Source organism: Hymenobacter sedentarius (assembly GCF_001507645.1).
Taxonomy (GTDB): Bacteria; Bacteroidota; Bacteroidia; order Cytophagales; family Hymenobacteraceae; genus Hymenobacter; species Hymenobacter sedentarius.
In genome coordinates this window covers 1723676-1749711 of record NZ_CP013909.1, presented here as the reverse complement: position 1 = coordinate 1749711, position 26036 = coordinate 1723676, and the positions used below count along the sequence as shown (strand labels likewise).

The window sequence follows — 26036 nt, the reverse complement described above, 5'->3', positions numbered from 1 at the left end:
CCGCAGCTCTAGTTTTCCTTTACTTTCACCTTTTCACTCATTGCCATGAAACGCTCGCTTATGATGCTGACCTGTACGGCTCTGATGATGGCCGGCACCAGCTGCACCTCCAACGACTCGGTTAAGGAAGCCCAAAAGACCAATGAAGCGAAAGCCGACAGCGCCACGACGGCCACGGAAACGGGCAAACTCGAGGAGAAAAAGATGGATTACGATTCCGAGTTCCTGACAAAGGCCGCCAGCGGGGGCATGCTGGAGGTAGAACTGGGCAAGCAGGTGGCCACGCGCGCCGTGACGCCGCAAGCCAAGGAATTTGCCCAGAAAATGGTGACGGACCACACCAAAGCCAACGCCGAGTTGAAAGCACTGGCCGCCAAAAAGAACATCACCCTGCCCGCCACGCTCGGCGACGACCACACCAAAGTCATGAAGGATGTGACAGAGGAAAAAGGCGTGAAAATGGACCAGGAATACCTGAAAGAAATGCTCAAGGACCACCAGGAAGACGTGAAGGAGTTCACCGATGCGTCCATTAAAGCTTCCGACCCCGACATCAAAGCCTTTGCGGCCAAGACCCTGCCCGTGCTGAAAAGCCACCTCGACATGGTGACCAAAATGCGCCCGGCCGTGGACGCACGGAAATAACCCGGGTAGCGGCTTTGTCCTGCTGGCCTGCCCTGCCTGGGCAGGCCAGCTGTTTTTATTGCTGCCTTGCAGCGCCCAGCTTATTGACAATCAGCGAATGATATTGAGCTATCGGAAACAATAAAATATACCCGAACATGTAACAACTTTCCCTTAACTGCCCGTACTACTTCTACTTCCGGCCGGCTGGCGATTTATTGGTCTGGCTGAGCTACGCACTTCTTTCCTTTCCACACAACCCTTTCTATTATGAAAAGCACCCTCTTTCCTTTACTGGCCACCGGCCTGCTGGCTCTGGCTTCTTGCGGCGACAACAAGTCGAAATCCGCCGAAACCGGCAATGCCAGCGACAACACCATGACCAGCTCGGCTACCGGCGGCGACACCGTGTCGAGCACCATGCCGGCCGGCTCTGAAAAGGCCGCCAACCAGCCCCAGAACGCGGGCTCGGCTCAAGGCACTACCACGGGAGGCATGGCCATGGGCGACCCCAATGGCCCCACCGCGCCGCACAAAGACGACAAGGAGTTTATGATGTCGGCCGCGCATAGCGACCAGAACGAAATTCAGCAAAGCAAAATGGCCTTGGCCAAAGGCGTGACCGGTATGGCCAAGGACATGGCCAATAAGATGATTGCCGACCACTCCAAGTCTACGGCCGACCTTAAAATAATTGCCAAAAAGAAGGGCGTGACCCTGCCCACCGACATGGACGCCGAGCACAAAGCCATGAAGCCGGCCATGGAAAAACTCACGGGTAAAGCGTTTGAGCAGAAGTACATGGCCCAAATGCAAGCCGACCATCAGAAGACGGCCAACACCATGATGGCCCACGAAAGAATGACCAAGGACGCCGACCTGAAAGCCTTTATTAGCAAAACGCTTCCCGTAGTGCAGCAGCACCTGGCTATGGCTCAAAAAAATAATAATGGCAATGGTAATATGAAGATGTAACCAGCTGCCTAACTGGCTGGCCCAAAGCCCACCTGCTCCACGCGGGTGGGCTTTTTTGTGTTTATCTCAAAATATAAACCCTGGCTCACTTCCCCGCATGTCCCACTCCCCCGACACTGGCCTGCACCCCTACGACCGCACCGAGTTTCAGCTCGAACGCATCATTCTGTTTTCCGACGCTGTATTTGCCATTGCCATCACGCTGCTCATCATCGAGATAAAAGTTCCGGAGCTGCACCACCGCACCGAGCACGAAGCTCTGGTGAGCCTGTTGCGGCTCATTCCCAAGTTCGTGGGCTTCTTCATCGGCTTCTTTGTCATTGCCACCTACTGGGCCGCCCACCACCGCATCTTTCGGTTTGTGCGGCACTACAACGATGGCCTGATTTGGCTCAATATTTTCTTTTTACTCAGCAATGTCCTCATGCCCTTCACGTCGGCGTACTACGGCGAGTACCCGCAGCTCAACGTGCCCTTCGTGCTCTATTGCACCAGCGTTATCGGCACCAGGCTGTTGCAGCTGCGCATGCAAAGCAGCCTGGCCAACCCCAAGTACGGTTTCGTGCACCCGGACGTGGCCGCCCACCCCGACCTGGACCCGTGGCGGCCCCTGATTCCGGTGAGCGTATTCCTGCTGGGCATCATCCTGGTGCTGACGTTACCCAGCCCCTGGTTCGGCCGGTTTGTGCCCATCCTGATATTTCCGTTCGTGCTGCTGTACGGTCGCCGCTACCGGCGCCTCCTGCGGGAGTTCGAAGCCCGGCAACCGCTGGTGCCCACCCATTAGCGCACCGGCGCGGCGGCCCACTGCAGCTTGTAGGTATCGCAGCCCAGGCCGGTGATGTTCATGCGAAAAGTGCCCGTCGCGGCCGTTTTGGCGCTGAAGTCGCCCTGCAGCTCGAAGCGCCAGGTGCCGCCGGTGGGCGGGTCGAGGGCCACGCCGCTCACCTTGCCGTTCACGATGGAAAAAGTGTCTTTGGGGCCTACCACCTGGCGTTCGAGCCGGCCGCTGCACCGCCAGTAGCCGTCAAACGTCAGCTCCGACAGGGTCTTGCCATCGGGCGACACCACAAAGCTGATTTTGTCGCCTTTCATGCCATTGCTCACGCTGCCCATCCACCGCGTGCTTTTGGGTGGCGCCGTGGCAATGGCAACGATGAGCAGACCGGAGAAGAGTACAGATTTTAGCATAAGCAGTAATAAGGTGGGAAAAAGAGGGGCTAAACTACCCGTATTCTCCACAGCCACCAACAAAAACACCGTCGGCAGCCCACAAATTTGTGGGTTGCCGACGGTGCTGGCTAAGAATCAATAAATTGCTTTTTCTATTTATTAAGCTTTCTCCGCTTTGGCCTCGCTGTACTTGCTGATTTTCAGTTCCTCGGCCAGGAAGCGGGCCGTGTGGCCTTTGTCGGATTTGGCTACCTGCTCGGGCGTACCCTGGGCCACAATGGTGCCGCCACCCGCGCCGCCTTCGGGCCCGATGTCGATGACGTGGTCGGCTACCTTAATCAGGTCCAGGTTGTGCTCGATGATGAGGACGGTGTTGCCCTTGTCGGCCAGCTTTTGCAGCACATCGGCCAGGTGGTTGATGTCTTCGAAGTGCAGACCGGTGGTAGGCTCGTCGAGGATGTAGAACGTCTTGCCGGTGTCTTTTTTGCTGAGCTCGGTGGCGAGCTTCACGCGCTGGGCCTCGCCGCCCGAGAGCGTGGTGGCCTGCTGGCCCAACGTGAGGTAACCCAGCCCAACGTCGTTCAGTGTTTTGATTTTGCGCAGGATGCGGGGCTGGAATTCGAAGAATTCCACGGCCTTTTCCACCGTCATGTCCAGAATGTCGGTGATGGACTTGCCTTTGAAGCGCACTTCGAGCGTTTCGCGGTTGTAGCGGCGGCCTTTGCAGGTCTCGCAGGGCACGTGCACGTCGGGCAGGAAGTTCATCTCGATGGTCCGAATGCCCGCGCCTTCGCAGGTTTCGCAGCGCCCGCCCTTTACGTTGAAAGAGAAGCGCCCGGGGCCGTAGCCGCGAATCTTGGCTTCGGCCATCTCGCCAAACAGCTGGCGGATTTCGGTGAACACGCCCGTGTAGGTGGCCGGGTTCGAGCGCGGCGTGCGCCCGATGGGCGACTGGTCCACTTCAATCACTTTATCCACCAAATCCAGCCCTTCGATGGCACTGTAGGCCAGCGGCTCCTTCTTGGCGTTGAAGAAGTGCTGGTTCAGAATCGGGTACAGCGTGTCGTGGATGAGCGTGGATTTGCCCGAGCCCGATACGCCCGTCACGGCCACCAGCTTGCCGAGCGGCACTTTCAGGGTCACGTTTTTGAGGTTGTTGCCCTTGGCGCCTTTCAGCACCAGTTCAGCACCTTCGCCCTTGCGCTTTTTCTTACGCATTTCGATGTGCTTCTGCCCGCTCAGGTACTGCGAGGTGAGCGAGCCGGAGTTCAGAATCTCCTTGGGCGTGCCCGAGGCCACGATGTGGCCGCCGTGAATGCCCGCGCCAGGGCCAATGTCGAGCACGTGGTCGGCGTGCAGAATCATGTCCTTGTCGTGCTCCACCACAATCACCGAGTTGCCGATGTCGCGCAGGTGCTGCAGGGCCTTGATGAGGCGCTCGTTGTCGCGCTGGTGCAGGCCGATGCTCGGCTCGTCCATGATGTAGAGCACGCCCACGAGCTGGGTGCCAATCTGGGTGGCGAGGCGAATGCGCTGGCTTTCGCCGCCGCTCAGCGTGCGCACCGGGCGGTGCAGGTTCAGGTAATCCAGCCCAACTTCCAGCAGGAAGCCGATGCGCTTGCGGATTTCCTTGAGCAGCTCGCGGGCAATGACATTCTGGCGCTCGGTGAGCCGGTCTTCCAGCCCCTCAAACCAGCCAGCCAGGTCGTTCAGGTCCATCACCGACAGCTCGCCGATGTGCTTGTCGGCCATCCGGAAGTGCAGGCTTTCCTTTTTCAGGCGGTAGCCCTGGCATTCGGGGCAGGTCTGTGCTTGGGCATATTGAGCTATCCACTCGCGGATGTTGTCCGACTCGGAGTCCATCTGCCGGCGCAGAAAGGGAATAATGCCCTCGAAGGCCTCCGTATACTGGCTTTTGCTGTCGTCGGCCTCGTCTTCTGAGATGCCGTGGAGCAGGCGCTTGAGCAGGTCCTCGGGCAGCTTGTCGATGGGCGTGTTCAGCGTGGCCTTGTGCTTTTTGAGGATGACCTGCAGCTGCTGGAAAATCCAGATGTCGCGGTAGTCGCCCAGCGGCGCGATGCCGCCGCGCGCAATGCTCAGCTTGCGGTCGGGCATCACGCTTTCTTCCGTGATTTCCTGCACCTCGCCCAGACCGTTGCAGGTGGGGCAGGCGCCGTAGGGCGAGTTGAAGCTGAAGGTGTTGGGCGCCGGGTCATCGTAGGCGATGCCGGTGGTTGGGTCCATCAGGAAGCGCGAGAAGAACTGCGGCTGCGCTTTTTTCGCATCCGGGTCGAGCACCAGCATGGTGCCCTTGCCGTGCATCAGCGCATTCTGCACCGAGCCGCTGAGGCGGAACCGGTCCTCTTCCTTCACCACGAGCCGGTCAATCACGATTTCGATGTCGTGAATCTTGTAGCGGTCCACCTGCATCTTGGGCGTGATGTCGAGCAACTCGCCATCCACGCGCACTTTGGTGAAGCCCAGCTTGGCAATCTTCTGGAAATCTTCGCGGTAGTGGCCTTTACGGCCTTTCACCACCGGCGCCAGCACCACCAGCTTCTTGCCGTCGAAGTGCCGGAGGATGTAGTTGATAATCTGGTCGTCGCTCTGCCGAATCATCTTCTTGCCCGTGGCGTAGCTGTAGGCCTCGGCGGTGCGGGCGTAGAGCAGGCGCAGGAAGTCGTAAATCTCGGTGATGGTGCCCACCGTGGAGCGCGGGTTGCGCGAGGTGGTCTTCTGCTCGATGCTGATAACCGGCGACAGGCCCTCAATCTTGTCCACGTCGGGCCGTTCCAGCCCGCCCATGAAGCTGCGGGCGTAGGCCGAGAACGTCTCCATGTAGCGGCGCTGCCCCTCGGCATAAATGGTATCGAAGGCCAGGCTCGACTTGCCCGAGCCCGAGATGCCCGTGAACACCACCAGCCGGTTGCGCGGAATCTTGACCGACACGTTTTTGAGGTTGTGCTCGCGGGCGCCGTACACTTCTATGAAGGGTGCTTCGAGGTGCTGCGAGGCGGGGCTGTGGCCGTTGAGCTGGCCGCTAGTGTGCTCCGTGAGGGGGCCGGCAGCGGGGAACTCAGTCATCGTGCGCACCGCGGCGGCGGTTTCGGCGGCGCTGGCAGCACCGTCTTTGGCTGGGGTTTTCAGCGCGGCGGCTTTGGCTTTGGGTGCTTTGGCAACCGGGGTAGCAGTGGATTTTTTGGCCATTCAGAAACGCAGCGAATAAGTGCGCAAAGGTACGAAAAAGGGAGCCCGATGGCTAATCACAACCGCATATTTGCCAGTCGCATTAGCCAGTTGGAATAGGCGAGTTGGTGCACAACAGCAACGCCCCACAGTTTGTGCCCGCATTTGTAAATGGTCGGCTTGAACGCTGTGCCCGGCCGCCCCGTATTAGCCCCGCGCTTATTGGCACTGTCCTTGCCAATGGCTCAGCAGTAACTCTTTCGCTTTCACTTTGCCGCTTCTTATGAAACATCTCCTTAAGCCCTTACGCGTTGCGTTGCTTAGCGCCTTCGCGCTGGTCGCCGCGCCGGCTGCCCATGCCCAGGTCAACATCACCCCGCCCAGCTGGGGGCCGGCCGTGCCGGCCGGGGCGCAGTATTACTACATCCCCGAAACCAATGGCTTCTACGACGTGCCGGCCCGCCAGTACATCGTGTCGCGCAATGGGCAGTGGGTGCGCACCACCACCCTCAGCGGCTATGACCCCAGCGACTTCCACCCTGTGGTAGTAGACTATGTGGGCGCTCAGCCCTGGACGCGCTACGACGAATACCGCAACCGCTACCCCCGTGGCGGCAACCCCAGCAACGGCTCATTGCCTCCTGGCCAAGCCAAGAAGCAAGGTTACCGCGCCAACCCCAGCAACGGCGGCCTACCTCCCGGCCAGGCCAAAAAGCAATACCGCGACCGCGACGATGACCGCAACCGAGACGACCGCGACCGTGGGCGCAACGGCGGAATTTACGTTCCCCTCCCCGGTGGGCGCCTGCCAGACGGACGTTACCCCAACGACCGGCGCGATGACCGCCGGTACGACTCGCGTAACGACCACCGTGATGACCGCCGCAATGATAATGATGATAATGACGACGACCGCGGCAAAGGCCACGGCAAGGGCAAGAGCAAGGGCAAAGACCGTGACTAGCCCGGTATTGAATAAGCACAAAAAAGGCGACTCCATGCGGAGTCGCCTTTTTTGTGCTAGCTGCCTTCGATGATTTTAAAACGCCGCGTTCTTGGGGAAGCGCGGGAAGGGAATCACGTCGCGGATGTTGGCCATCCCGGTTACGAACAGCACCAGGCGCTCGAAGCCCAGGCCGAAGCCGGAGTGCGGCGCGGTGCCAAACTTGCGCAGGTCTAGGTACCACCAGAGGTCTTCGGTGGGCACGTGCATTTCGGCCATGCGGGTGGTGAGCTTGGTGAGGTCTTCTTCGCGCTGCGAGCCGCCGATGATTTCGCCGATGCCGGGAAACAGCACGTCCATGGCGCGCACGGTGCGGCCGTCCTCGTCCAGCTTCATGTAGAAAGCCTTGATTTCCTTCGGGTAGTTGGTCAGGATAACCGGCTTCTTGAAGTGCTTCTCTACGAGGTAGCGCTCGTGCTCGCTCTGCAGGTCGGTGCCCCAGTCCACGGGGAATTCAAACTTCTGCTTCGCCGATTTCAGGATTTCGATGGCCTCAGTATAGGTCAGGCGCTTGAAATCGGTTTCCACCACCGAGTTGAGCCGGCCTAGCAGTTCCTTGTCGTACTGCTCGTTGAGGAAAGCCAGGTCGTCGGCGCAGTGTTCGAGCGCATACTTCACCAGGCTTTTGAGAAAGTCCTCGGCCAGGTCCATGTTGTCTTCCAGTTCATAAAAGGCCATTTCCGGCTCAATCATCCAGAACTCGGCCAAGTGGCGGGCCGTGTTGGAGTTTTCGGCCCGGAAGGTGGGGCCAAAGGTGTAGACCTTGCCCAGGGCCATGGCCGCAATCTCGCCTTCGAGCTGGCCCGATACGGTAAGGTTGGTCGCCTTGCCGAAGAAGTCTTCGGTGAAGTCCACGGAACCGTCGGCGGTGCGGGGCGGGTGCTCGGGCGCCAGCGTGGTCACGCGGAACATCTGGCCCGCGCCCTCGGCGTCGGAACCGGTGATGATGGGCGTGTGGACGTAGTAGAAGCCGTTTTTGTTGAAGTACTCGTGCACGGCAAACGCCAGGGCATGGCGCACGCGCAGCACCGCCCCGAAGGTGTTGGTGCGGGGGCGCAGGTGGGCGATTTCGCGCAGAAACTCCAGCGAGTGGCCTTTCTTCTGCAGCGGGTACTCCTCCGGGTCGGCTTTGCCGAGGACGGTAATTTCGGTGGCCTGGATTTCGACGGTCTGCCCTTTGCCCTGCGAGGCCACCAGCGTGCCGCGCACGGCCACCGAAGCGCCCGTAGCTACGTCTTTTAGGCTATCTTCCGGAAACTTTTCGGCATCGGCCACCACCTGGAGGTTGTGGATGACGGAGCCGTCGTTGACGGCGATGAACGCGACGTATTTGTTGCTGCGGCGGGTGCGAACCCAACCTTTGACGAGAACTTCGCGGTCGAGCTCCTGGCTCGACAGAAGTTGCTGCACGGTGGACCGTTTGAGGGACATAACTTAGCGGAGAAGCGGGTGATAAGGGGGCAAAGGTAGCCGTAACTCCAACTTGTAGTTGGAGAATAGCGCCGCAATGCGTGAGTATAGCGTTGGGGCTGCCCTGGCTGGCAGCGGGAGGTGCGGTCGTCGCCAACTTTTCATGCCAAATTTTAGTAAAAATGGCTGCCGGCCCGGCCTTTTCGTATTTTCGTTTCTATGCAACGCCTCGACCTTAAACAGCTCCTTTCCCAAAAGCTTAGCCCGCAGCAGATTCAGTTTATTAAGCTGCTGCAGATTCCTACGGCCGAGCTTGAAACCCGCATCAAGGAGGAGATGGAGGTAAACCCCGCCCTGGAAGAGGACGAGGCCGACGACGAGCCCGAGGAAATGGAGCGCGACGAGGACGACAGCGACGACTCAGACGACCCGGATGCGTCCCTCGACAACGACGAAAACACGCTCGACGAAGACTTTGACGACCGCGGCGCCGACCAGGAAATGGCCGACGAAATGCCTGAGCCCGAGCTTCAGCCCAAGGACGAGAGCCCCGCTGACAGCGAAGCCGCGCCCGACAACACCGACCTCGACCTGAGCGACTACCTCAACGACGACGAAATAGCCGGCTACAAGATGCAGGGCGACGGCCCCGGCGAAGAAGAGGAGCGCGACACGCCCCTGGCCGACACCAGCGGCTCGCTCATGGATTCGCTGCTCGACCAGCTCCATTTTGCCGACCTCGACGAGCGCCAGGAGGCCATTGGGCAGCAGCTCATCGGCTCCATCGACGGCGATGGCTACATCCGGCGCGACCTCTCAGCCATTGCCAACGACCTGGCCTTTTCGCAGAATCTGGAAGTGACCGTGACCGAGATTGAGGCCGTGCTGCGCGTGATTCAGGGCTTCGACCCGCCCGGCATCGGCGCGCGCGACCTGCCCGAGTGCCTGCTCCTGCAGCTCGAGCGCCGGCCCCAGGATGAGGCCACCACCAACGCCGAGCGCATTCTCACCGAAACGTTCGACGAGTTCAGCAAGAAGCACTACCCCCGCATTCAGCAGAAATTGGACCTTGAGGACGACGAGCTCAAGGAGGCCATCAACGTCATTCTGAAGCTCAACCCCAAGCCGGGCGGTAGCGGCCCCAGCGGCCTGGGCAAGACCCAGTACCTCATGCCGGACTTCATTTTGACGAATGACAACGGCGTCTTCAACCTGACCCTGAACGCCCGCAATGCCCCCGAACTGCGCGTGAGCCCGGCCTACACCGAGATGTTCCGGACCTACGACAAGGCGGCCAAGAAGGACGCCAAGATGAAGGAAGCCGTGACCTTCGTGAAGCAGAAGCTCGACTCGGCCAAGTGGTTTATCGACGCCATCCGGCAGCGCCAGAACACCTTGCTGCGCACCATGAACGCCATTGTGGAACTGCAGCGCGACTTCTTTGCCGAAGGCGACGAAGGCAAGCTCAAGCCCATGATTCTGAAGGATATTGCCCAGCGCATCGGCATGGACATTTCAACGGTGAGCCGCGTGGCCAACTCCAAGTCCATCCAGACGGAGTTCGGCATCTACCCGCTCAAATACTTCTTCTCCGAAGGCATTGCCACCGACTCGGGCGAGGACGCCAGCAGCCGCGAGGTGAAAAGCATCCTGAAAGAACTGATTGGCAAGGAAAGCAAAGAGCGGCCCCTGAGTGACGACAAGCTGGAAAAGATGCTCAACGCCCGCGGCTACAACATTGCCCGCCGTACCGTGGCCAAGTACCGCGAACAGCTCAATATTCCGGTGGCCCGCCTGCGCAAAGAACTTTAGCGCTGCGCGTCGCTGAATGAGGAATGAGGAATGAAGAATGAGGAATGAGGAATGAGGAATGAGGAAGTTCGGGCCCTTCAGCTCAATTCCCAATTCTTCATTCCTCATTCCTCATTCTTCATTCTTCATTCTTCATTCTTCATTATTAATTGCGCGCAGCGCCATCACAGCGTTCTGGTTACTGTCAGGCATCTTTGCAAGGTGATGACAGCTGATGACCTCTCGCTCCTGCCGGACGACCCGGCCGAACTCCGCGCCCTGCTCCTGGCCGAACGAGCCCGCTGTGCCGAGGCGCAGGCCGAGGCGGCCCGGCTGCGCACCGCTGGCCGCATCCCCCAGTTCAATCCCAACCCGGTTTTGCGGCTAAATGCTGCCGGGGAACTGCTTTATGCTAACCCGGCGGCGGCCATGCTGGCCGATGAGCTGCAAGCCACAGGGCCCTCGCGGGTGCGCCCGCAGCTGATGCAGGCGGCCATGCAAGCGCTGCGCAGCAGCGAGAAGCTGCAACGCGACTTGCTGGCCAACGGCCTGCAGTTTCTACTGTTTGCGGTGCCGGTGCCGGAAGAGGGCGTTGCCATGCTGTACCTCACCGACGTGACCGCGCAGCGGCAGGCCGAGCAGGAAACCCGCGAGCAGCGTGAGTTCTACGAAACCATTCTGGCCCACTTGCCGGCCGTGGTGACGGTGCTCGACCCCGACCAGCGCTACCGCTACGTGAACCCCTATGCCGAACCCGACCCGGCGCTGCGGAAGGCGCGGGCTGGGCAGAATTTTGCCGACCACTGCGCCAACGTGGGGCTGCCTCCCGCGCTGGCCGTGCGCCGGCGCCGCCTGTTTGAGCGCGCGGTGACCAACCGCGAGGTGGTGAGCTGGGAAGAGCGCTGGCCGGGGCCCACCGGCGAAATCGCCATTTATTGGCAGTGTTATTACCAGCCCATCTTTGGGGCCGATGGGGTGCTGCGGGAAATGATGTGCTACGGCCTCGACATCACCAACCGGCGCCAGGCCGAGGCGCGCTCCCGCCAGAGCGAGGCCCAGGCGCTGGCCCAGCAAACGTTCACCAACCTGGTGCTGGACCTCAACCCCAACCTGATTTGGGTGCGCGACGCCGAAGGGCGGACCATGTTTGAGAACGCCGAGATGGTGGCCCTGCGCAGCCGCGCCCGCCAGCTGGCGAACACGGACTCCATGGAAGCAGCCCTGAGCAAAGAGGAAATCGAGACATCGGTGCGGGCCGACCAGCAAGTCCTCCAGACGGGCGAGCAGCTCACCATTCAAACCTCGGTGAAGCTGGCTAATGGCGAAGTGCGCTGGTACCAGACCGTACGCTGCCCGCTGGTGCTGGCCGATGGCACGGCCCAGGTACTCGGCGTGAGCACCGACATCACGGACCTCAAGAACGCCCAGCACGCAGCCGAAGCGGCGGCCACGTCCCGCGAGAATTTCCTGGCCAACATGAGCCACGAAATCCGCACGCCGCTAAATGGCGTGCTGGGCATGACCAACCTGCTGGTCAAGACCGGCCTCAACGAGCAGCAGCGCAACTACACCGCCATCATTCAGCATTCGGGGCGCCACCTGCTCAATGTGGTAAACGACGTGCTCGACATGGCCAAAATCACCTCCGGCAAGCTGGATTTGGAACAGTCGGCCTTCAACCTCTGCGATTCGATGGGCAAGGCGGCCGAGCCGCTGGTGATACAGGCGCAGGAAAAGGGCATCCGGGTGGTGGGCACGCTGCTGCGCGACTCCTGCCCCCTGCCGTGGGTGGTGGGCGATTCGTACCGGCTCAACCAGATTCTGATTAACCTGCTATCGAACGCCATCAAGTTTACGCCGTCGGGCGGCACGGTGTCGGTGGGCGGGTACTTTGTGAGCGAAACCGAGGACACCCTTACCACCGAGTTCCGGGTGACGGACAGCGGCATTGGCATTGCGCCCGACAAGTTGGAGAGCATTTTCCAGGAGTTTACCCAGGCCTACGCCGACACCACCCGGCAGTTTGGGGGCACCGGCCTGGGCCTGAGCATCAGCCGGGCGCTGGTGGCCCAGATGGGGGGCCGGCTCACGGTGCAAAGCCAGTACGGGCAAGGCAGCTCGTTTTCGTTCATTACGACCCTGCCCAAAGCCAGCGCCGAGGCCCGCCGTACGGCCATGGCTCCCATTGTGCCGGTGCAGGAAGCGGCCGTGCGCGGCCGCCGCGTGCTGCTGGTAGAAGACAACCCCGTGAACCGCGAAGTAGCCCAACTGCTGCTGGAAAGCCACGGCGTAATCGTCGACGAAGCCGCCAGCGGCGTCGAAGCCCTGGTGCTATTCGAGCAGAGCCGCTACGACGTCATCCTCATGGACATCCAGATGCCGGGCATGAACGGTCTGGAAGCCACGGCCCACATCCGCGCCTACCCCGATGCCGCGCGGGCCGCCACGCCCATCCTCGCCCTCACGGCCAACGCCTTCCGGGCCGATGCGGAAAAGTACGCCGCCGCGGGCATGAACGACACCCTGTCCAAGCCGTTCGACGAAGCCGAGCTGCTCAGCAAGCTGGCCTCCCTGATTTCGGGCGCCAACGGGCCTTTGGTGGAATTACCGCGCCCGAATTCCCGCCCCGATGCCCCTTCGACGGAGGCACCCGCGCCGCCGAGCGAACCCGCCGCGACGCCAGACGCCAGTCCGGCCGCCGCGCCACCCGAGGAGAAACCACCCTTCGACCTGGCCCTGCTTCACCAAACGGCCCGCGGTAACACGGCCTTCATGAACCGCATCCTGACGTCCTTCCGCACCAACACGCCCGGCAGCGTAGCCGACCTGCGCGCCGCCCAGGCCGCAGGCAACTGGCCCACCGCGGCCGCCGTGGCCCACAAGCTGCGGCCCTCGCTGCAGCTGCTCGGGGCCGCCGGCCTGGCGCCCTGGCTCCAATGCCTGGAGGCCGCCACCAGCTCCGATGCCGAACGCCAAAGCGCAGCCGGCCAGCTGGCGCTGGCGCTGGAAGAGCTGCTGCGCGTGCTGCCGATGGAAGTGCCCGCCTGACGAGATTCCGCTTCCGTAAGAATGCTCCCTTATTGCCCACCGCTTGCCCAACTGGCTTTTATGGTCGGTGCCCGGGTGGTAATGCACCGGCTGGCAACGTGTCCCTTCCCACCAGTACCTGCGAGCGGCTCAAGCTCTAAGCGCATCTAGCTAAATTCCCACTTGGCCAGCGCGCCTATCCCAAGAGCAGCGCCTGGCCCGCCACGGCCCAAACGCGCCGAAAACCACCTAATTATCCCCTCCAAACCAGCCCTATCAAACTGCTGCGAGAAGCTGCAACGGGACGGCAATGCACGGCGCGATGTGGCCCGGGAACTAGTTTTTCATTAGGTTAGCTGTAAATAAAGCCGCCTGGGCCTGCTACTACGCTGATACTCTGGCCAGCCATGCCCCTGGAGTTTTACTTTTTCTGCTATTCCTTCTATGATTAATTCCTTTGTGTCGCGCCTATTGGCCCTTGGGCCGGTAGCGCTGTTGCTCCTGGCCGCCCCCACCGCTCAGGCGCAACACGTACTGTGGGCGGCCCGCCTGGTGGCGGTGTCGTCGCAGAAATCGGAAGGCAAGGAGCCCTTCTCGCCGGCTCAGGTACTGAGCACGCCCAATGCCCTGCCACTGGGCCAAATCAGCAACGACGCCTGGATTCCGAAAAAAGAAGGGCCGAATGAGTTCATCGAGGTTCGCTTTGCCCGCTCGATAGCCGCCCAGCAGGTGACGGTGGTTGAGAACTTCAACCCTGGATCCATCACCAAAATTGAGCTGGTTGATACCAAAGGCGGGCACCACGAGGTGTACTCCAACGACAACCCCGGCCCGCTGCCCGAGCCCTTCCGCACCCTGGAAGTGCGCTTCCCCGCGGCCGAATACCGCACGCTGGGCGTGGTGGTGCGCATGAACACCGGCAAGGTGGAAGGCGTGAACCAGATTGACGCCATCGGCATCGCCGACGTGGCCTCCACCATGGTAAAAAAGGCCTTTGATGCGCCCAAAGGCCCCGACGCGGTGCTTTCCACGCAGTTCGACTCGTCGCTGGTGAATCTGGGCCCGAACGTGAACACGCGCTACGTGGACACGCACCCCGTTATCTCGCCCGACGGCCGCACGCTGTACTTCGCCCGCCAGAGCCACCCCGGCAACGTGGGCGGCAGCCGCGACCCGCAAGACGTGTGGTACTCCAGCCTGGCCAGCGGCAAAAACAAAACCTGGAACCAGGCCAAAAACCTGGGCAGCCCCGTGAACACCCCCGACGACCCCAACGGCCTGGCCTCGGTGTCGGCCAATGGCCAGAGCGCCATTCTCATCAACATCTATAACCGCGACGGCACCCTCGACCCCTTGGGCTGCAGCCTCAGCAAGCGCACCCGCATGGGCTGGACGCAGCCCATCCCGCAGGACATCAAAGACTTTATCAACAACGACAAGGAGCACGTCGATTTCTTTCTGGCCACCTCGGGCAAGGCCCTGCTGATGGCCGTGGACCGCCCCGACGGCAAAGGCGGCCAGGACATCTTCGTGAGCTTTCCCGTGCCCGATGCCCCCAATGCCTGGACCAAGCCCAAGAATCTGGGCCCGAACGTGAACACCGACAAGTCGGACTTTGCCCCCTTCCTGGCCGCCGACGAAAAGACCCTGTACTTCGCCAGCGAAGGCAGGGGCGGCTACGGCAAATCGGACATCTTCTACACCAAGCGCCTCGACGATACCTGGACCAACTGGAGCCCGCCCCGCAACCTGGGCCCGGTGGTGAACTCGCCAGACTTCGACGCTTACTACACCATTTCGGCCGCCGGCCAGGATGCCTACCTCGTGTCCTCGCGCAATGGCATCGACAACTCCAAGGACATATTCCGCATTTCGCTGGCGCCCGCCTTCCAGCCCGAAGTGGTGACGCTGGTAACGGGCCGCGTGCTCGACGTGAATACCAAGAAGCCCGTGCGTGCCATCATTCACTACGAAAACCTGCTCACGGGTGAAGAAATCGGGGTCACCGAAACCGACCCCGTCGACGGTTCCTACACCATTGTGCTGCCCAGCGGCGTGCAGTATGGCATGCGCGCCGAAGCCAAAGGCTACCTCGCCGAAAACGCCAACCTCGATGTAACGGCCAAGGACAAATACTCGGAGCAGAAGGAAGACTTGTTCCTTGTGCCCTTCAACGTGGGCCAGACGGTGAAGCTGAACAACATCTTCTTCCAGCAGAGTAAGTACTACCTGAACACCAGCTCCTACCCCGAGCTCGCGCGCCTCATCCGGATTATGAAAGATTACCCCACGGTGGAAATCAAAATCTCGGGCCACACCGACAACCAAGGCGACCCTGCCCTTAACCTGAAATTGAGCCAAGACCGGGTGAACGAGGTGAAGAAATACCTCAGCAGCCACGGCATCAACGGCGGCCGCATCACCACCGAGGGCTACGGCGGCACCAAGCCCATTGCCAGCAACGACCAAGAGGAAACCCGGGCCAAGAACCGCCGCGTAGAGTTTACCATCACGAAGAAGTAAGCCCTGCGCTTAGCTTACTGTCTGTCATTGCGAGCGTAGCGAAGCAATCTGTCCTGGTCTCAGCGACTAGCCTCCTAATGTGAAAAGCCCCGGCTCTGCTCAGAGCCGGGGCTTTTTTATTTGGGCTTGTCACAACTCAGGGGCTGGTCGCAGGGAGAGGACGGATTGCTTCGTCGTGCCTCCTCGCAATGACAAACGGGACGTTAGCTCTGTCGCCCTTCTTCCCTGCCCGGCTTGATGCTGCCGCTGCCGCTACCGCCGGGGTTCGCAATGGAATCGCGCATTTCGGTATCGGCCTGCACGTTGCGCATTTTGTAGTAGTCCATCACGCCCAGGTTTCCGCTGCGGAAAGCCTCGGCAATGGCTTTGGGAATCTCGGCCTCGGCTTCTACCACGCGGGACTTGGCTTCCTGAGTTTTGGCGCGGTTTTCCTGCTCCACGGCCACGGCCATGGCGCGGCGCTCTTCTGCGCGGGCCTCAGCTACGCGCAGGTCGGCTGCTGCCTGGTCAATTTGAAGTTTGGCCCCGATGTTTTCTCCAATGTCTACGTCGGCGATGTCGATAGAGAGGATTTCGAACGCCGTGCCCGCATCCAGGCCTTTGGAGAGCACCAGCTTGGAAATCTTGTCCGGGTTTTCCAGCACCTCCTTGTGCGATTTCGACGAACCGATGCTGGTCACAATGCCCTCGCCTACCCGCGCCAGAATGGTTTCTTCGCCGGCACCGCCCACCAGTTGGGCAATATTGGCGCGCACCGTAACCCGGGCAATAACAATGAGCTGAATGCCATCCTGCGACACCGCCGCCACGTTGGGCGTGTTAATCACCTTCGGGTTCACGCTGGTGGTCACGGCCTCAAACACGTTGCGCCCCGCCAGGTCGATGGCGGTGGCCTGTTTGAAGGAAAGCGGAATATTGGCCTTATCGGCCGAAATCAGGGCCTTGATGACGCTGGGCACGTTGCCCCCGGCCAGGAAGTGCGTCTCCAGGTCGTTGGCGGTCAGCTGCAAGCCGGCCTTGGTAGACGTAATTAGCGAATTGACGATGAGCGAAGGCGGCACCTTCCGAACCCGCATGAAAGCCAGCTGAAACAAGCTCACCCGCACCCCCGAAAAAATAGCCGTGACCCACAGGCTGATGGGGAAAAAGTACAGGAACACGAGCAGCACAACGGCTGCTACCGCCAATGGAAATAAGGGGAAATTCATGCCGTAAGGTAGCGCAGAATTTTACACCCAACTATGCAGCTGCTACTATAATGCGGTTGTGCTCAATTCCCAACACGCGCACCTGGCTGCCGGTGGCCACAAATTCGCCCCGCGTCACCACTTCGCGCCGCTCGGCCCCAAACAGTGCCGTGCCCGACGGCCGCAGCGCCGAAAGGGTACGGCCCACCGTGCCGGGCGCTACGTCGGGCCACCGCACATCCTTCACCGCCGCGGTATTCACGCTGGTGAGGGCCACACGCGCGAGGTTTTTGGGCCGCAGCCCCACGTACACTATCAGCCCGGCCAGTACCACCACACCGGCCAGCGCGTAGTGGCCAACGGGCGTGCCCAGGTCACGGTACCCCATCCAGACCCCTATCACAAGCAGCACAAAGCCCACCACTCCCACTACCGTAGTGCCGGGAATAAAAATGACCTCAGCCGCCACAAACAGCAGGCCGAACAACAGCAGCATCGCAATAGTGAGCCAAGGCATGGGAAGTCAGGAAATATTTAACCTAATTACGTTAATATCAAACAAAAAAACGTCATGCTGAGCTGGCCGAAGCATCTCTACCACAATCCTAATTCTTGATTAGTTGTGCCGTAGAGATGCTTCGGCCAGCTCAGCATGACGTTCTCTCAAATTGGCTTTTAAACCAATTCCTAATAAGCGCGGGCGAAGTAGGCGCGGCGCGTACTTGGCTTGCCGGTCACCATGCAAATGCCGTCTTCGTCGGGCTCGTTCAGGGCCAGGCAGCGCACGGTGGCTTTGGTTTCGTCCTTGATGCGCTCTTCCGTTTCGGAAGTTCCGTCGTAGTGCGCCAGCACGAAGCCCGCCTCATTGTCGAGCACGCGCTTAAACTCGTCGTAGCTATCCACGCGGGTGGTGTGGGTTTCGCGGAATTTCTTGGCCTTGGCGTAAATATTGAGCTGAATGTCGTTGAGCAGCTGGTCGACGCTGGCCACGATGTCGGCCAGGGGCAGGCTCATTTTCTCCTTGGTGTCGCGGCGGGCTACCTCCACGGTGCCATTGTCGAGGTCGCGGGCGCCAATGGCCAGGCGCACGGGCACGCCCTTCATCTCCCACTCGGCAAACTTGAAGCCGGGGCGCTCGGTGTCGCGGCTGTCCACTTTCACGGCAATGCCGCGCGCGATGAGGCCCTGCTGGATGGGCCGGATGCGCTCAAGCAGTGCGTCGAGCTCGCCGGTCTTGTAAATGGGCACGATGACCACCTGAATCGGGGCCAGCTTGGGAGGCAGCACCAGGCCTTCGTCGTCGGAGTGGGCCATTACGAGGGCGCCCATTAGGCGGGTGCTCACGCCCCAGCTGGTGCCCCACACGTGCTCCAGGCCGCCTTCTTTGGTGGCATAGGTCACGTCAAACGCCTTGGCGAAGTTCTGACCCAGGAAGTGGCTGGTGCCGGCCTGCAGGGCTTTGCCGTCCTGCATCAGTGCCTCGATGCAATAGGTATCCTCGGCGCCGGCAAACCGCTCGTTGGGGGTTTTTACGCCCTTGATAATGGGTAGGGCCATGTGCTCCTCGGCAAACTCGGCGTACACGTCGAGCATCTGGCGGGTTTCGGCCACAGCTTCTTCGGCGGTGGCGTGGGCCGTGTGGCCTTCCTGCCACAGGAATTCGGCGGTGCGCAAAAACAGGCGGGTCCGCATTTCCCAGCGCACCACGTTGGCCCACTGGTTGATGAGCAGCGGCAGGTCACGGTAGCTCTGCACCCAGTTTTTGTAGGTGCTCCAGATGATGGCCTCAGAGGTGGGGCGCACCACCAGCTCTTCCTCCAGCTTGGCGGCCGGGTCCACGCGCAGCTTGCCGGGGTGGTCGGGGTCGGTCTGGAGGCGGTAGTGCGTTACCACGGCGCATTCCTTGGCAAAGCCCTCGGCGTTTTTCTCCTCGGCCTCGAACAGGCTTTTTGGGATGAAAATGGGGAAATAGGCATTTTCGTGGCCAGTGCGCTTGAACATATCGTCGAGCTGGCGCTGCATTTTTTCCCAGATGGCGTAGCCGTAGGGCTTGATAACCATGCAGCCCCGCACGGCCGAGTTTTCGGCGAGCCCGGCACGCTTCACTAACTCATTGTACCAAAGCGAATAATCTTCTTGACGGGTGGGCAACTTTTTGCTCATGGGAGGCATCTTAGAATTAATTGAAATAGTCCTGATTTCTGGTACAAGATTTGACTCCACCAAGTGGCACCGTTTCGGGGTCAAATTACGTTACTAATGCGCGGACATAGCATTGAGTCTATTTGCTGGATTGCCCGCACTAGGTGGGCAGTGGCAACTTTCTTCGTGCGGGCTGCTTGTTAATCTATTGCGGAGTACTGTTCCTTCATTCAGCTTCCTCCGTTTGCGTCGTTACTTTACCGTAAGCCTCCCCACTTTTTAGTTTTCAGCCATGAAAAACCTGCTCACCGCTTTTTTGCCCGCTTTGGCCTTGCTCGCGTTGGGTGGCTGTGCGAGCACTGCGGGCCTCGCTTCGTCGGAAGACGATGGGGTCTATTATTCTTCTAAAGACCATACCACGGCGGTGGTGAGCACGGCTACGGCGCCGGCCAGCACCAACGAAGCCGCCAACCCCGACTACCACGGCAACACCAACCAGCCATCGGCGCGCCAAAACAGCGGCTCGGATCAGTACTACGACAACACCTATACCTACATGCGCGGCGTGCCGGGCTACGGCCCCGGCGTGACGTACTACACTCCCTACAGCCCCTACACCAGCCTGAGCTACTCCGGCGGCTACGGCTATGGCTGGGGAGCCGGCGCTTGCGGCTTTTCTCCCTACGCATACTGCGACCCGTTTTATAGCCCCATCTACAGCCCCTTTGGCTACGGATACGGCTCGAGCCTTAGCATCAGCCTTGGCTTTGGGCGGCCCTATGGCTACAGCAGCGCCTACTACGGCTATGCCCGGCCCTATGCCTACGGCTACGGCGGTGGGTTCTACGACCCGTTCTACTACAGCAGCCCCTTCTACGGCGGCTACTACGGCCGGGGCGCTTACTATGGCAACAACTACTACGGTAGCAGCTATTACGGCGGCAACAACTACAGCTACGGGAACCGGTATTCGGGTGGCGACAACGCTCGTCCCCATACCTCCGGCCACCGCACCGACCGTTCCTCCGACGACCGTTACTCGTCGGGTGGCAACGTGAGCAACCCGGGCGGCGCTGGCACAACCGGTACTGGCAACGGCCGCGTGCGGAACGATGACCGCGTGGCCATGCCCAACCCAACGACCCAGCCTTACACCTCGGCGCCCAACGAAGGCCGGGTACGTACGCAGGAAACTGCGGCCCCTCAGCCTACTGAGTCGACGCCCGGCCGCAACGCCTATAACGAACCCCGCCGGCCGGAACGCACCGAGCAGCCCTCGTACCGCGACATGAGCCAGCCCACCGAGGGCGGCCAGGTAACGCGCGACAACAGCCGCGGCCGGTGGCGCAACGATGAGGCCGCGCCCCAGGGCAACGACCGGGCCCAGCCCCAGGAAGGCCAGCGCCGCCGGGGTGGCTTCTTCCAGAACATCCTAACGGAGCCGAGCAACAGTGGGAGCCAGGCCACCGAGCAGCCTTCCCGCCAGCGCGCTTACGAACAGCCGCAGCAGCCGCAACGCTCCTACGAGCAGCCCCAGCAGCAACAGCAGCGCGCTTATGAGCAACCGCAGCCCCAGCGGCAGCAGTCGTACGAGCAGCCGCAGCGCTCCAGCGAGCCCTCGTACTCCGCGCCGTCCAACAACAGCGGCGGTGGCCATAGCCGCAGCCGGCCCGACTAAGCGCTGATTGCGTCCCTTCCTGCATATCTCCCAAGTGAGCCGGCCCAACGGCCGGCTCCTTCTCTTCCTACCCCACCCCATGAAAAAACGGATAATTTGGCTTAGCCTGGCCCTCGTAGTCGGGCAGGCCAGCCACGCTTTTGCCCAAGGCGCGACCGATGCGCTGCGCTATTCCCGCCTGCAGTTTGGCGGGCCGGCCCGCACGCTGGGCATCGGCGGGGCCAACGTCGCCCTGGGGGCCGATTTCGGCAACCTCACCAGTAACCCGGCTGGCCTGGGCATGTACCAGAAGTCGGAAGTGCATTTCACCCCGGGCATCGGTGTGGGGCGCAGCGAAGCCCGCATCGAAGGCAACACCCTGGGCGCGCAAAGCGAGGACAAAAACAGCCTGCACGTGGCCAGCGGCGGCCTGGTGTTCACCACCCGGCGCCCCGACAGCGACGAAAGCACCAACTGGCGGGCCGGCTCTTTCGGCATTGGCTTTACCCGGCTGGCCGATTTCAATACGGCTTCCCGCTACACGGGCCAGCTCACCGACCGGACCGTGAATGGCCGCATCGTCTCGGGCGACAACCAGTCGTACCTGGCCTCGCTGCGCGGCCTGGGCAGCCAGGGCTACTTCGACGACCTGCGGGCCCAGGGCAAATCCGGCGACTACACCACGGAAGATGGCCTGGCCTACGGCGCGTACCTGACCAGCATTTTCAAAACCCGCCGGCCCGGCGCCACGGGCCAGGACTCGGTTGGCTCGCGGGTGCGCCGCGGCCCCATTGGGCAGTCAGAATTCATTTCGTCCAAGGGCTCGATGTCGCAGTTTGACCTGGGCTACGGCGCCAGCTACCGCGACCGGCTGTACCTGGGCATCGGCATCGGCATTGTTACTTCCAACTTTACCCGGGTGCGGGAATTCACCGAGACCGAAACCGACCCTACTACCCACCTCGCGAACTACACCCTGTACGACCAGCTGAAGACCACCGGCTCGGGGCTGAATGCGCGCCTCGGGGCCATTTACCGGGCCACTGATGCCCTGCGGGTGGGCGCCTCCATTCAGACGCCCACATTTATGCGGCTTTCCGACACCTACAACTCCAGCATTACCACCACGTTCAGCGCCCAGGGCACCGACATCGTATCGCCCTCTCTGCCGGCCGGGCCCATCGGAACAACTTCAGTCGAAGGGCTATACCCTCCTTATTCCTACACGCTTACCACGCCATTTCGGGCCAATGGTGGGGTGGCCTATACCCTAAGCAAGCACGGCTTCGTGACCGGTGACGTAGAATACGTGGGTTACGGCCAGGCCCGCCTGCACAACGACTCGCAGGACCCCAACGGCGATACCCGGTCGTTTAGCGCCGAAAACAGCGACATCCAGGCCCGCTATAAAGATGCCGTCAACGTGCGCCTGGGAGCCGAGGGCCGCTTCGACGTGTTTCGGGTGCGGCTGGGCTATGCCCGCTACGGCGACCCCTATAAGTCCGATAGCAAAGGCGAGCGCGCCCAGAACTTCTTTACCGGCGGCCTGGGTTTGCGCCAGGGCAACTTCTTCCTCGACGCCGCCGCAGTATACACCTCCTTCAACCAGCTCTACACGCCATACACCTTGGGCAATGGCCTGCAGCCGGTGGTGAAGGTCGACAACAACCGCTTTACCACCAGCCTCACGGCGGGCATCACCTTCTAGCCACTTACCCACGATGCTACGCAAAAAGGCGTCCTCCTTATCGGGGACGCCTTTTTTGTGCGTACAAGTGCGGTTTCGGCGTGCGTGTAGGACAGTAGCGCGGACTTTTAGTCCGCGAGGCATTAGCTGGCACGGACTCGCGGACTGAAAGTCCGCGCTACTGCCCAGCCACTCCGAAACGGCTTTAAATGGCTATTTCCGAACCCTCACCGAGCATGATAACGCGGGCGCGGTGCCCAGCACCACATCGGAAACCAGCAGCAGGCCGGTGTGAGTGGCCGTGCCTTCGGCGATGCGGAAGGCAATCACCTGGTTTTTGGTCAACGTGCCCGTGGTCAGGGGGTCGGGAAAAGCCGTGCCGTTGGTAAAGGCAGCGTTGAAAGCTGCGGCTGTCGTGGCGGTGCTGAATTCAGCAAGGGTTAACCTGGTGGCGCGCAGCTCGGTGGCGCGGCGGTTGGCTACCGGCCATCTCGCGGCGTTGAGTACCAGGGCCCGGGTATCGGCCGGGGCGCTGAAGCTGACGGTGGTGCCGTCACTGGACAGGGCTATCAGGTCGACGAGCGGCTGATTGCTTTGCAGGGAGTTTTCCTGGTTCAGAAGGGCGTATTTGGGCAGCAGCAGGCCAAAGCGTAAGTTAAGGAACACGCGGGCGCGGGCTCGGGTACTCCGGGCGGCGCGGGTGGTGTCGGTGCGGGGCACGGGCCGCAGCACGGTGGTGTAGCTATGGTACACGGCCGCAGAATCTGCTTTGCGCACCGTGAGTCGGTAGGCCCGCGAAGCCGTCTCGCCCGCAGCATCCGTAGCGGTGTATTGCCAGAGTTCGGTGCCCGAAGTCGAGCGCGCCGAGAACCGGTTCTCGAATAGAAACTCCCCGCCTTTGGGCGAATCGTTGTTTGAGCCCACGATGGGGTTTAGGAGCGAGTCGAGGTACACGATTTCCTTCTCGGGCGGCCCGGTTTTGGGGTCGTAGCCAGAGATGGGCACCGGGTAGAGGATGGGCTCGGGGCCTGGCTTGTAGGTGACGGTGATGCGCAGGCGCTTGAGCCGGTTATCGTTGCCCACGGCGTAGGCCCGGGTGGTGAGCGTATCGGTGGGGTTCACCACCTTGTTGCCCGACGTGAGAGTGGTATTGCCGATGAAGTCAAGCTGAACGGGGGTCGCCGTTTTAGAGCAGGCACCCAGGAGCACGGGCAGGAAAAGCAACAGGAGGCGAAAACGCATAGGGCAAAGGTAACGGGAGCCACCCGGCCTGCGACCTTGCTGCCAGCGGGTATTATCTTTAACGTTCAGTTCCCTCCCTTATTTCGCTCACGCTTTTCCCTTTTATGCGTTTTCGTTTTTTTGCGCTGGCCGCCTTGCTGGCCGCCAACGGCCCGGCGTTGCTACCGGGCCTCACTTCCTCCCCGATTTACGCCCAGCAAAAGCTGCCGCTGACCCTGGAAGACATTTGGGCCAAGCCCACGTTTCGCTCGGCCAGTGTGCCGGGCTTCAATTGGATGAACGACGGCCGGTACTACTCGGCGCTGGAAGGCGGCAGCCTCGTGCAGCACGAAGTGACCACCGGCAAGGCCCTGCAAACGCTGGTAGCCGCCACCGACCTGCAACTCCCCGGGGCGACCAAGCCCCTCGAGGTAGATGGCTACTCTTTTAACGCCAACGAGCAGAAGATTCTCTTCACCACCGGCACCGAGCCCATTTACCGCCACAGCGCCCGGGCCAGCTACTACGTGTTTGACCGCGGCACCAAGAAACTGACCCCGCTGAGCGCTGGCGGCAAGCAGGGCTACGCCACGTTCTCGCCCGATGGCCAGCGCGTGGCCTTCACCCGCGACAACAACGTGTTTGTGACGGACCTGGCCACCATGAAGGAAACCGCCGTGACCACCAACGGCGTGAAAAACAACCTCATCAACGGCTCAGCTGATTGGGTGTACGAAGAAGAATTCGGCTTTGCCCAAGGCTTCTTCTGGTCGCCCGACAGCAAGCAAATTGCGTTTTACACCTTCGATGAAAGCCAGGTACCGGAGTACGACATGCAGGAATGGGGCAGCCTCTACCCCAAGGAATACCGCTTCAAATACCCCAAAGCTGGCGAGAAAAACTCGGTGGTGAGTGTATCGACCTACGACGTGGCCAGCGCCCGCACCGTGAAAATGGACGTGGGCCCCGAGCCCAACCAATACATCCCACGTGTGATGTGGACCACGGCGCCCAACACCCTCAGCATCCAGCGCCTGAACCGTCTGCAGAACAAGCTCGAAATCCTGCACGCCAACGCCACCACCGGCTCAACCCGCGTGGTACTGACCGACACCAACCCCGCCTACGTCGAAATCAACGACGATTTGCGCTACCTGGCTGGCGGCAAGCAGTTTGTGTTCACCAGCGAAAAGGACGGCTACCAGCACCTCTACCTGCACGACATGAACGGCAAGCAGGTGCGCCAACTCACCAAGGGCCCCTGGGAAATCAGCCAGATTAACGGCTTCGACCCCAAGACCGGCTACGTGTACTACACCAGCACCGAGGGCTCGGCGCTGCAGCGCCACCTCTACCGCATCAACCTCAAAGGCTCGGGCAAAAAGCGCATCAGCGACGCCGGCAACGGCACCGACGTGGTGAACATGAGCCCCGACACCAAGTACTTCCTCAACATCCACTCGTCGGCCGGCGTGCCGGCCGTGACCAGCCTGCGGGAAGGCAGCACCGGCAAGGTAGTGAAGACGCTGGAAGGCAACGCCAAACTGCGCGAGACGTTGAGCCAGTACGACCTGGGCAAGCTGGAGTTCCTGACATTCAAAACATCGGAAGGCGTGGAGCTAAACGCTTGGATGATTAAGCCCAGCAACTTCGACCCCAACAAGAAATATCCCGTGCTGATGCACGTGTACGGCGGCCCCAGCTTTGGCAGCGGCAGCACCCAAACCGTGCTTGACAATGCAGGCGGCGGCACGGCTTTTACCAACTACCTCTGGCACCAAATGCTGGCCGAAAAAGGCTACATCGTGGTTTCGGTAGAAAACCGCGGCACCTCGGGCCGTGGCTCGGCCTTCCGCAAATCCACCTACGCCAACTTGGGCAAGCTCGAAACCATCGACCAGGGCGAAGGCGCCAAGTACCTGGCCACTCTGCCCTACGTGGATAAGTCGCGCATCGGCATCTGGGGCTGGAGCTACGGCGGCTACATGACCTCGCTGGCCATGACCAAAAACGCTGACCTGTTCAAGATGGGCATCGCCGTGGCGCCCGTCACCAACTGGCGCTACTACGACACGGTGTACACCGAGCGCTACCTCAAAACGCCCCAGGAAAATCCCGCGGGCTACGACGAGAACTCGCCCGTGCAGTTTGCCCAGAACCTGAAAGGCAAGTTCCTGCTCGTGCACGGCACCGGCGACGACAACGTGCACTTCCAGAATTCCATCGCCTTCGTCGACGCCCTCATCAAGGCCAACAAGGACTACCAGACGCTGTATTACCCCAACCGCAACCACGGCATCGCCGGCGGCAACACGCGCCTGCACCTCTACCGCCAGATGACAAATTTCGTGCTGCAGAACCTGTAGGATTAGAAAACAACCCTAAAGCCCGTCATGCTGAGCGCAGCCGAAGCATCTCGCGTGCAGCAGT

The 26036-nt window shown here is 61.0% G+C and carries 17 protein-coding genes; 10 read left to right on the top strand and 7 right to left on the bottom strand.

Annotated features, from left to right (window positions below):
- Positions 1–45: 45 nt before the first annotated feature.
- From AUC43_RS07190 to AUC43_RS07180, 3 genes are all read left to right on the top strand, one after another.
- Complete coding sequence (locus AUC43_RS07190; RefSeq protein ID WP_071885833.1) at positions 46–645, top strand: DUF4142 domain-containing protein; 600 nt, start codon at positions 46–48, stop codon at positions 643–645.
- Between the two features lie 249 nt (positions 646–894).
- Entirely contained in the window at positions 895–1599 is a 705-nt protein-coding gene (locus AUC43_RS07185; protein WP_068191437.1) for a DUF4142 domain-containing protein, read from the top strand.
- A gap of 97 nt (positions 1600–1696) precedes the next feature.
- Positions 1697–2386: a TMEM175 family protein gene (locus AUC43_RS07180; protein WP_068191435.1), complete on the top strand. Its 690-nt coding sequence runs from the start codon at positions 1697–1699 to the stop codon at positions 2384–2386.
- On the opposite strand, the gene AUC43_RS07175 is transcribed toward AUC43_RS07180, so the two are convergent.
- Positions 2383–2790, bottom strand: coding sequence for a hypothetical protein (locus tag AUC43_RS07175; protein WP_068191433.1), 408 nt, complete (start codon positions 2788–2790; stop codon positions 2383–2385). The genes AUC43_RS07180 and AUC43_RS07175 overlap by 4 nt on opposite strands.
- Positions 2791–2931: 141 nt before the next feature.
- Positions 2932–5979: an excinuclease ABC subunit UvrA gene (gene uvrA / locus AUC43_RS07170; protein ID WP_233254126.1), complete on the bottom strand. Its 3048-nt coding sequence runs from the start codon at positions 5977–5979 to the stop codon at positions 2932–2934.
- A 262-nt stretch (positions 5980–6241) separates the two neighbouring features.
- Between uvrA and AUC43_RS07165 the strand changes: the two genes are divergently transcribed.
- Entirely contained in the window at positions 6242–6922 is a 681-nt protein-coding gene (locus tag AUC43_RS07165) for a hypothetical protein (RefSeq protein WP_157780973.1), read from the top strand.
- A gap of 75 nt (positions 6923–6997) precedes the next feature.
- Here AUC43_RS07165 and asnS read toward each other — a convergent pair whose 3' ends face one another.
- A complete protein-coding gene (gene asnS / locus AUC43_RS07160) occupies positions 6998–8392 on the bottom strand; it encodes an asparagine--tRNA ligase (protein WP_068191430.1) in 1395 nt (464 codons plus the stop codon).
- A 198-nt stretch (positions 8393–8590) separates the two neighbouring features.
- Between asnS and rpoN the strand changes: the two genes are divergently transcribed.
- From rpoN to AUC43_RS07145, 3 genes are all read left to right on the top strand, one after another.
- Entirely contained in the window at positions 8591–10183 is a 1593-nt protein-coding gene (rpoN, locus tag AUC43_RS07155) for an RNA polymerase factor sigma-54 (RefSeq protein ID WP_068191429.1), read from the top strand.
- Between the two features lie 204 nt (positions 10184–10387).
- A complete protein-coding gene (locus tag AUC43_RS07150) occupies positions 10388–13210 on the top strand; it encodes a PAS domain-containing hybrid sensor histidine kinase/response regulator (protein ID WP_068191427.1) in 2823 nt (940 codons plus the stop codon).
- Between the two features lie 423 nt (positions 13211–13633).
- On the top strand, positions 13634–15712 hold the full coding sequence (locus AUC43_RS07145; RefSeq protein WP_068191425.1) for an OmpA family protein: 2079 nt from the start codon (positions 13634–13636) through the stop codon (positions 15710–15712).
- A gap of 203 nt (positions 15713–15915) precedes the next feature.
- Here the strand turns inward: AUC43_RS07145 and floA are convergent, their stop codons facing one another.
- From floA to proS, 3 genes are all read right to left on the bottom strand, one after another.
- Entirely contained in the window at positions 15916–16920 is a 1005-nt protein-coding gene (gene floA, locus AUC43_RS07140) for a flotillin-like protein FloA (RefSeq protein ID WP_068191423.1), read from the bottom strand.
- A gap of 31 nt (positions 16921–16951) precedes the next feature.
- Positions 16952–17416 carry an NfeD family protein gene (locus tag AUC43_RS07135; RefSeq protein WP_082684964.1) on the bottom strand — a complete coding sequence of 155 codons (465 nt, stop codon included), beginning with the start codon at positions 17414–17416 and terminating at the stop codon, positions 16952–16954.
- Positions 17417–17586: 170 nt separating this feature from the next.
- On the bottom strand, positions 17587–19062 hold the full coding sequence (gene proS, locus AUC43_RS07130; protein WP_068191418.1) for a proline--tRNA ligase: 1476 nt from the start codon (positions 19060–19062) through the stop codon (positions 17587–17589).
- A 271-nt stretch (positions 19063–19333) separates the two neighbouring features.
- Here proS and AUC43_RS21800 point away from each other — a divergent pair, with 271 nt between their 5' ends.
- Together AUC43_RS21800 and AUC43_RS07120 are read left to right on the top strand one after the other, a co-directional pair.
- A complete protein-coding gene (locus AUC43_RS21800; protein ID WP_068191416.1) occupies positions 19334–20719 on the top strand; it encodes a hypothetical protein in 1386 nt (461 codons plus the stop codon).
- 79 nt (positions 20720–20798) lie between these two features.
- On the top strand, positions 20799–22406 hold the full coding sequence (locus tag AUC43_RS07120; RefSeq protein WP_068191414.1) for an OmpP1/FadL family transporter: 1608 nt from the start codon (positions 20799–20801) through the stop codon (positions 22404–22406).
- A 192-nt stretch (positions 22407–22598) separates the two neighbouring features.
- Here the strand turns inward: AUC43_RS07120 and AUC43_RS07115 are convergent, their stop codons facing one another.
- The gene (locus AUC43_RS07115) at positions 22599–23627 is read right to left on the bottom strand and encodes a hypothetical protein (protein WP_068191412.1); all 1029 of its coding nucleotides are present in this window, start codon (positions 23625–23627) and stop codon (positions 22599–22601) included.
- Positions 23628–23731: 104 nt separating this feature from the next.
- Between AUC43_RS07115 and AUC43_RS07110 the strand changes: the two genes are divergently transcribed.
- Entirely contained in the window at positions 23732–25972 is a 2241-nt protein-coding gene (locus tag AUC43_RS07110) for a S9 family peptidase (protein ID WP_068191410.1), read from the top strand.
- The last annotated feature ends 64 nt before the right edge of the window (positions 25973–26036 follow it).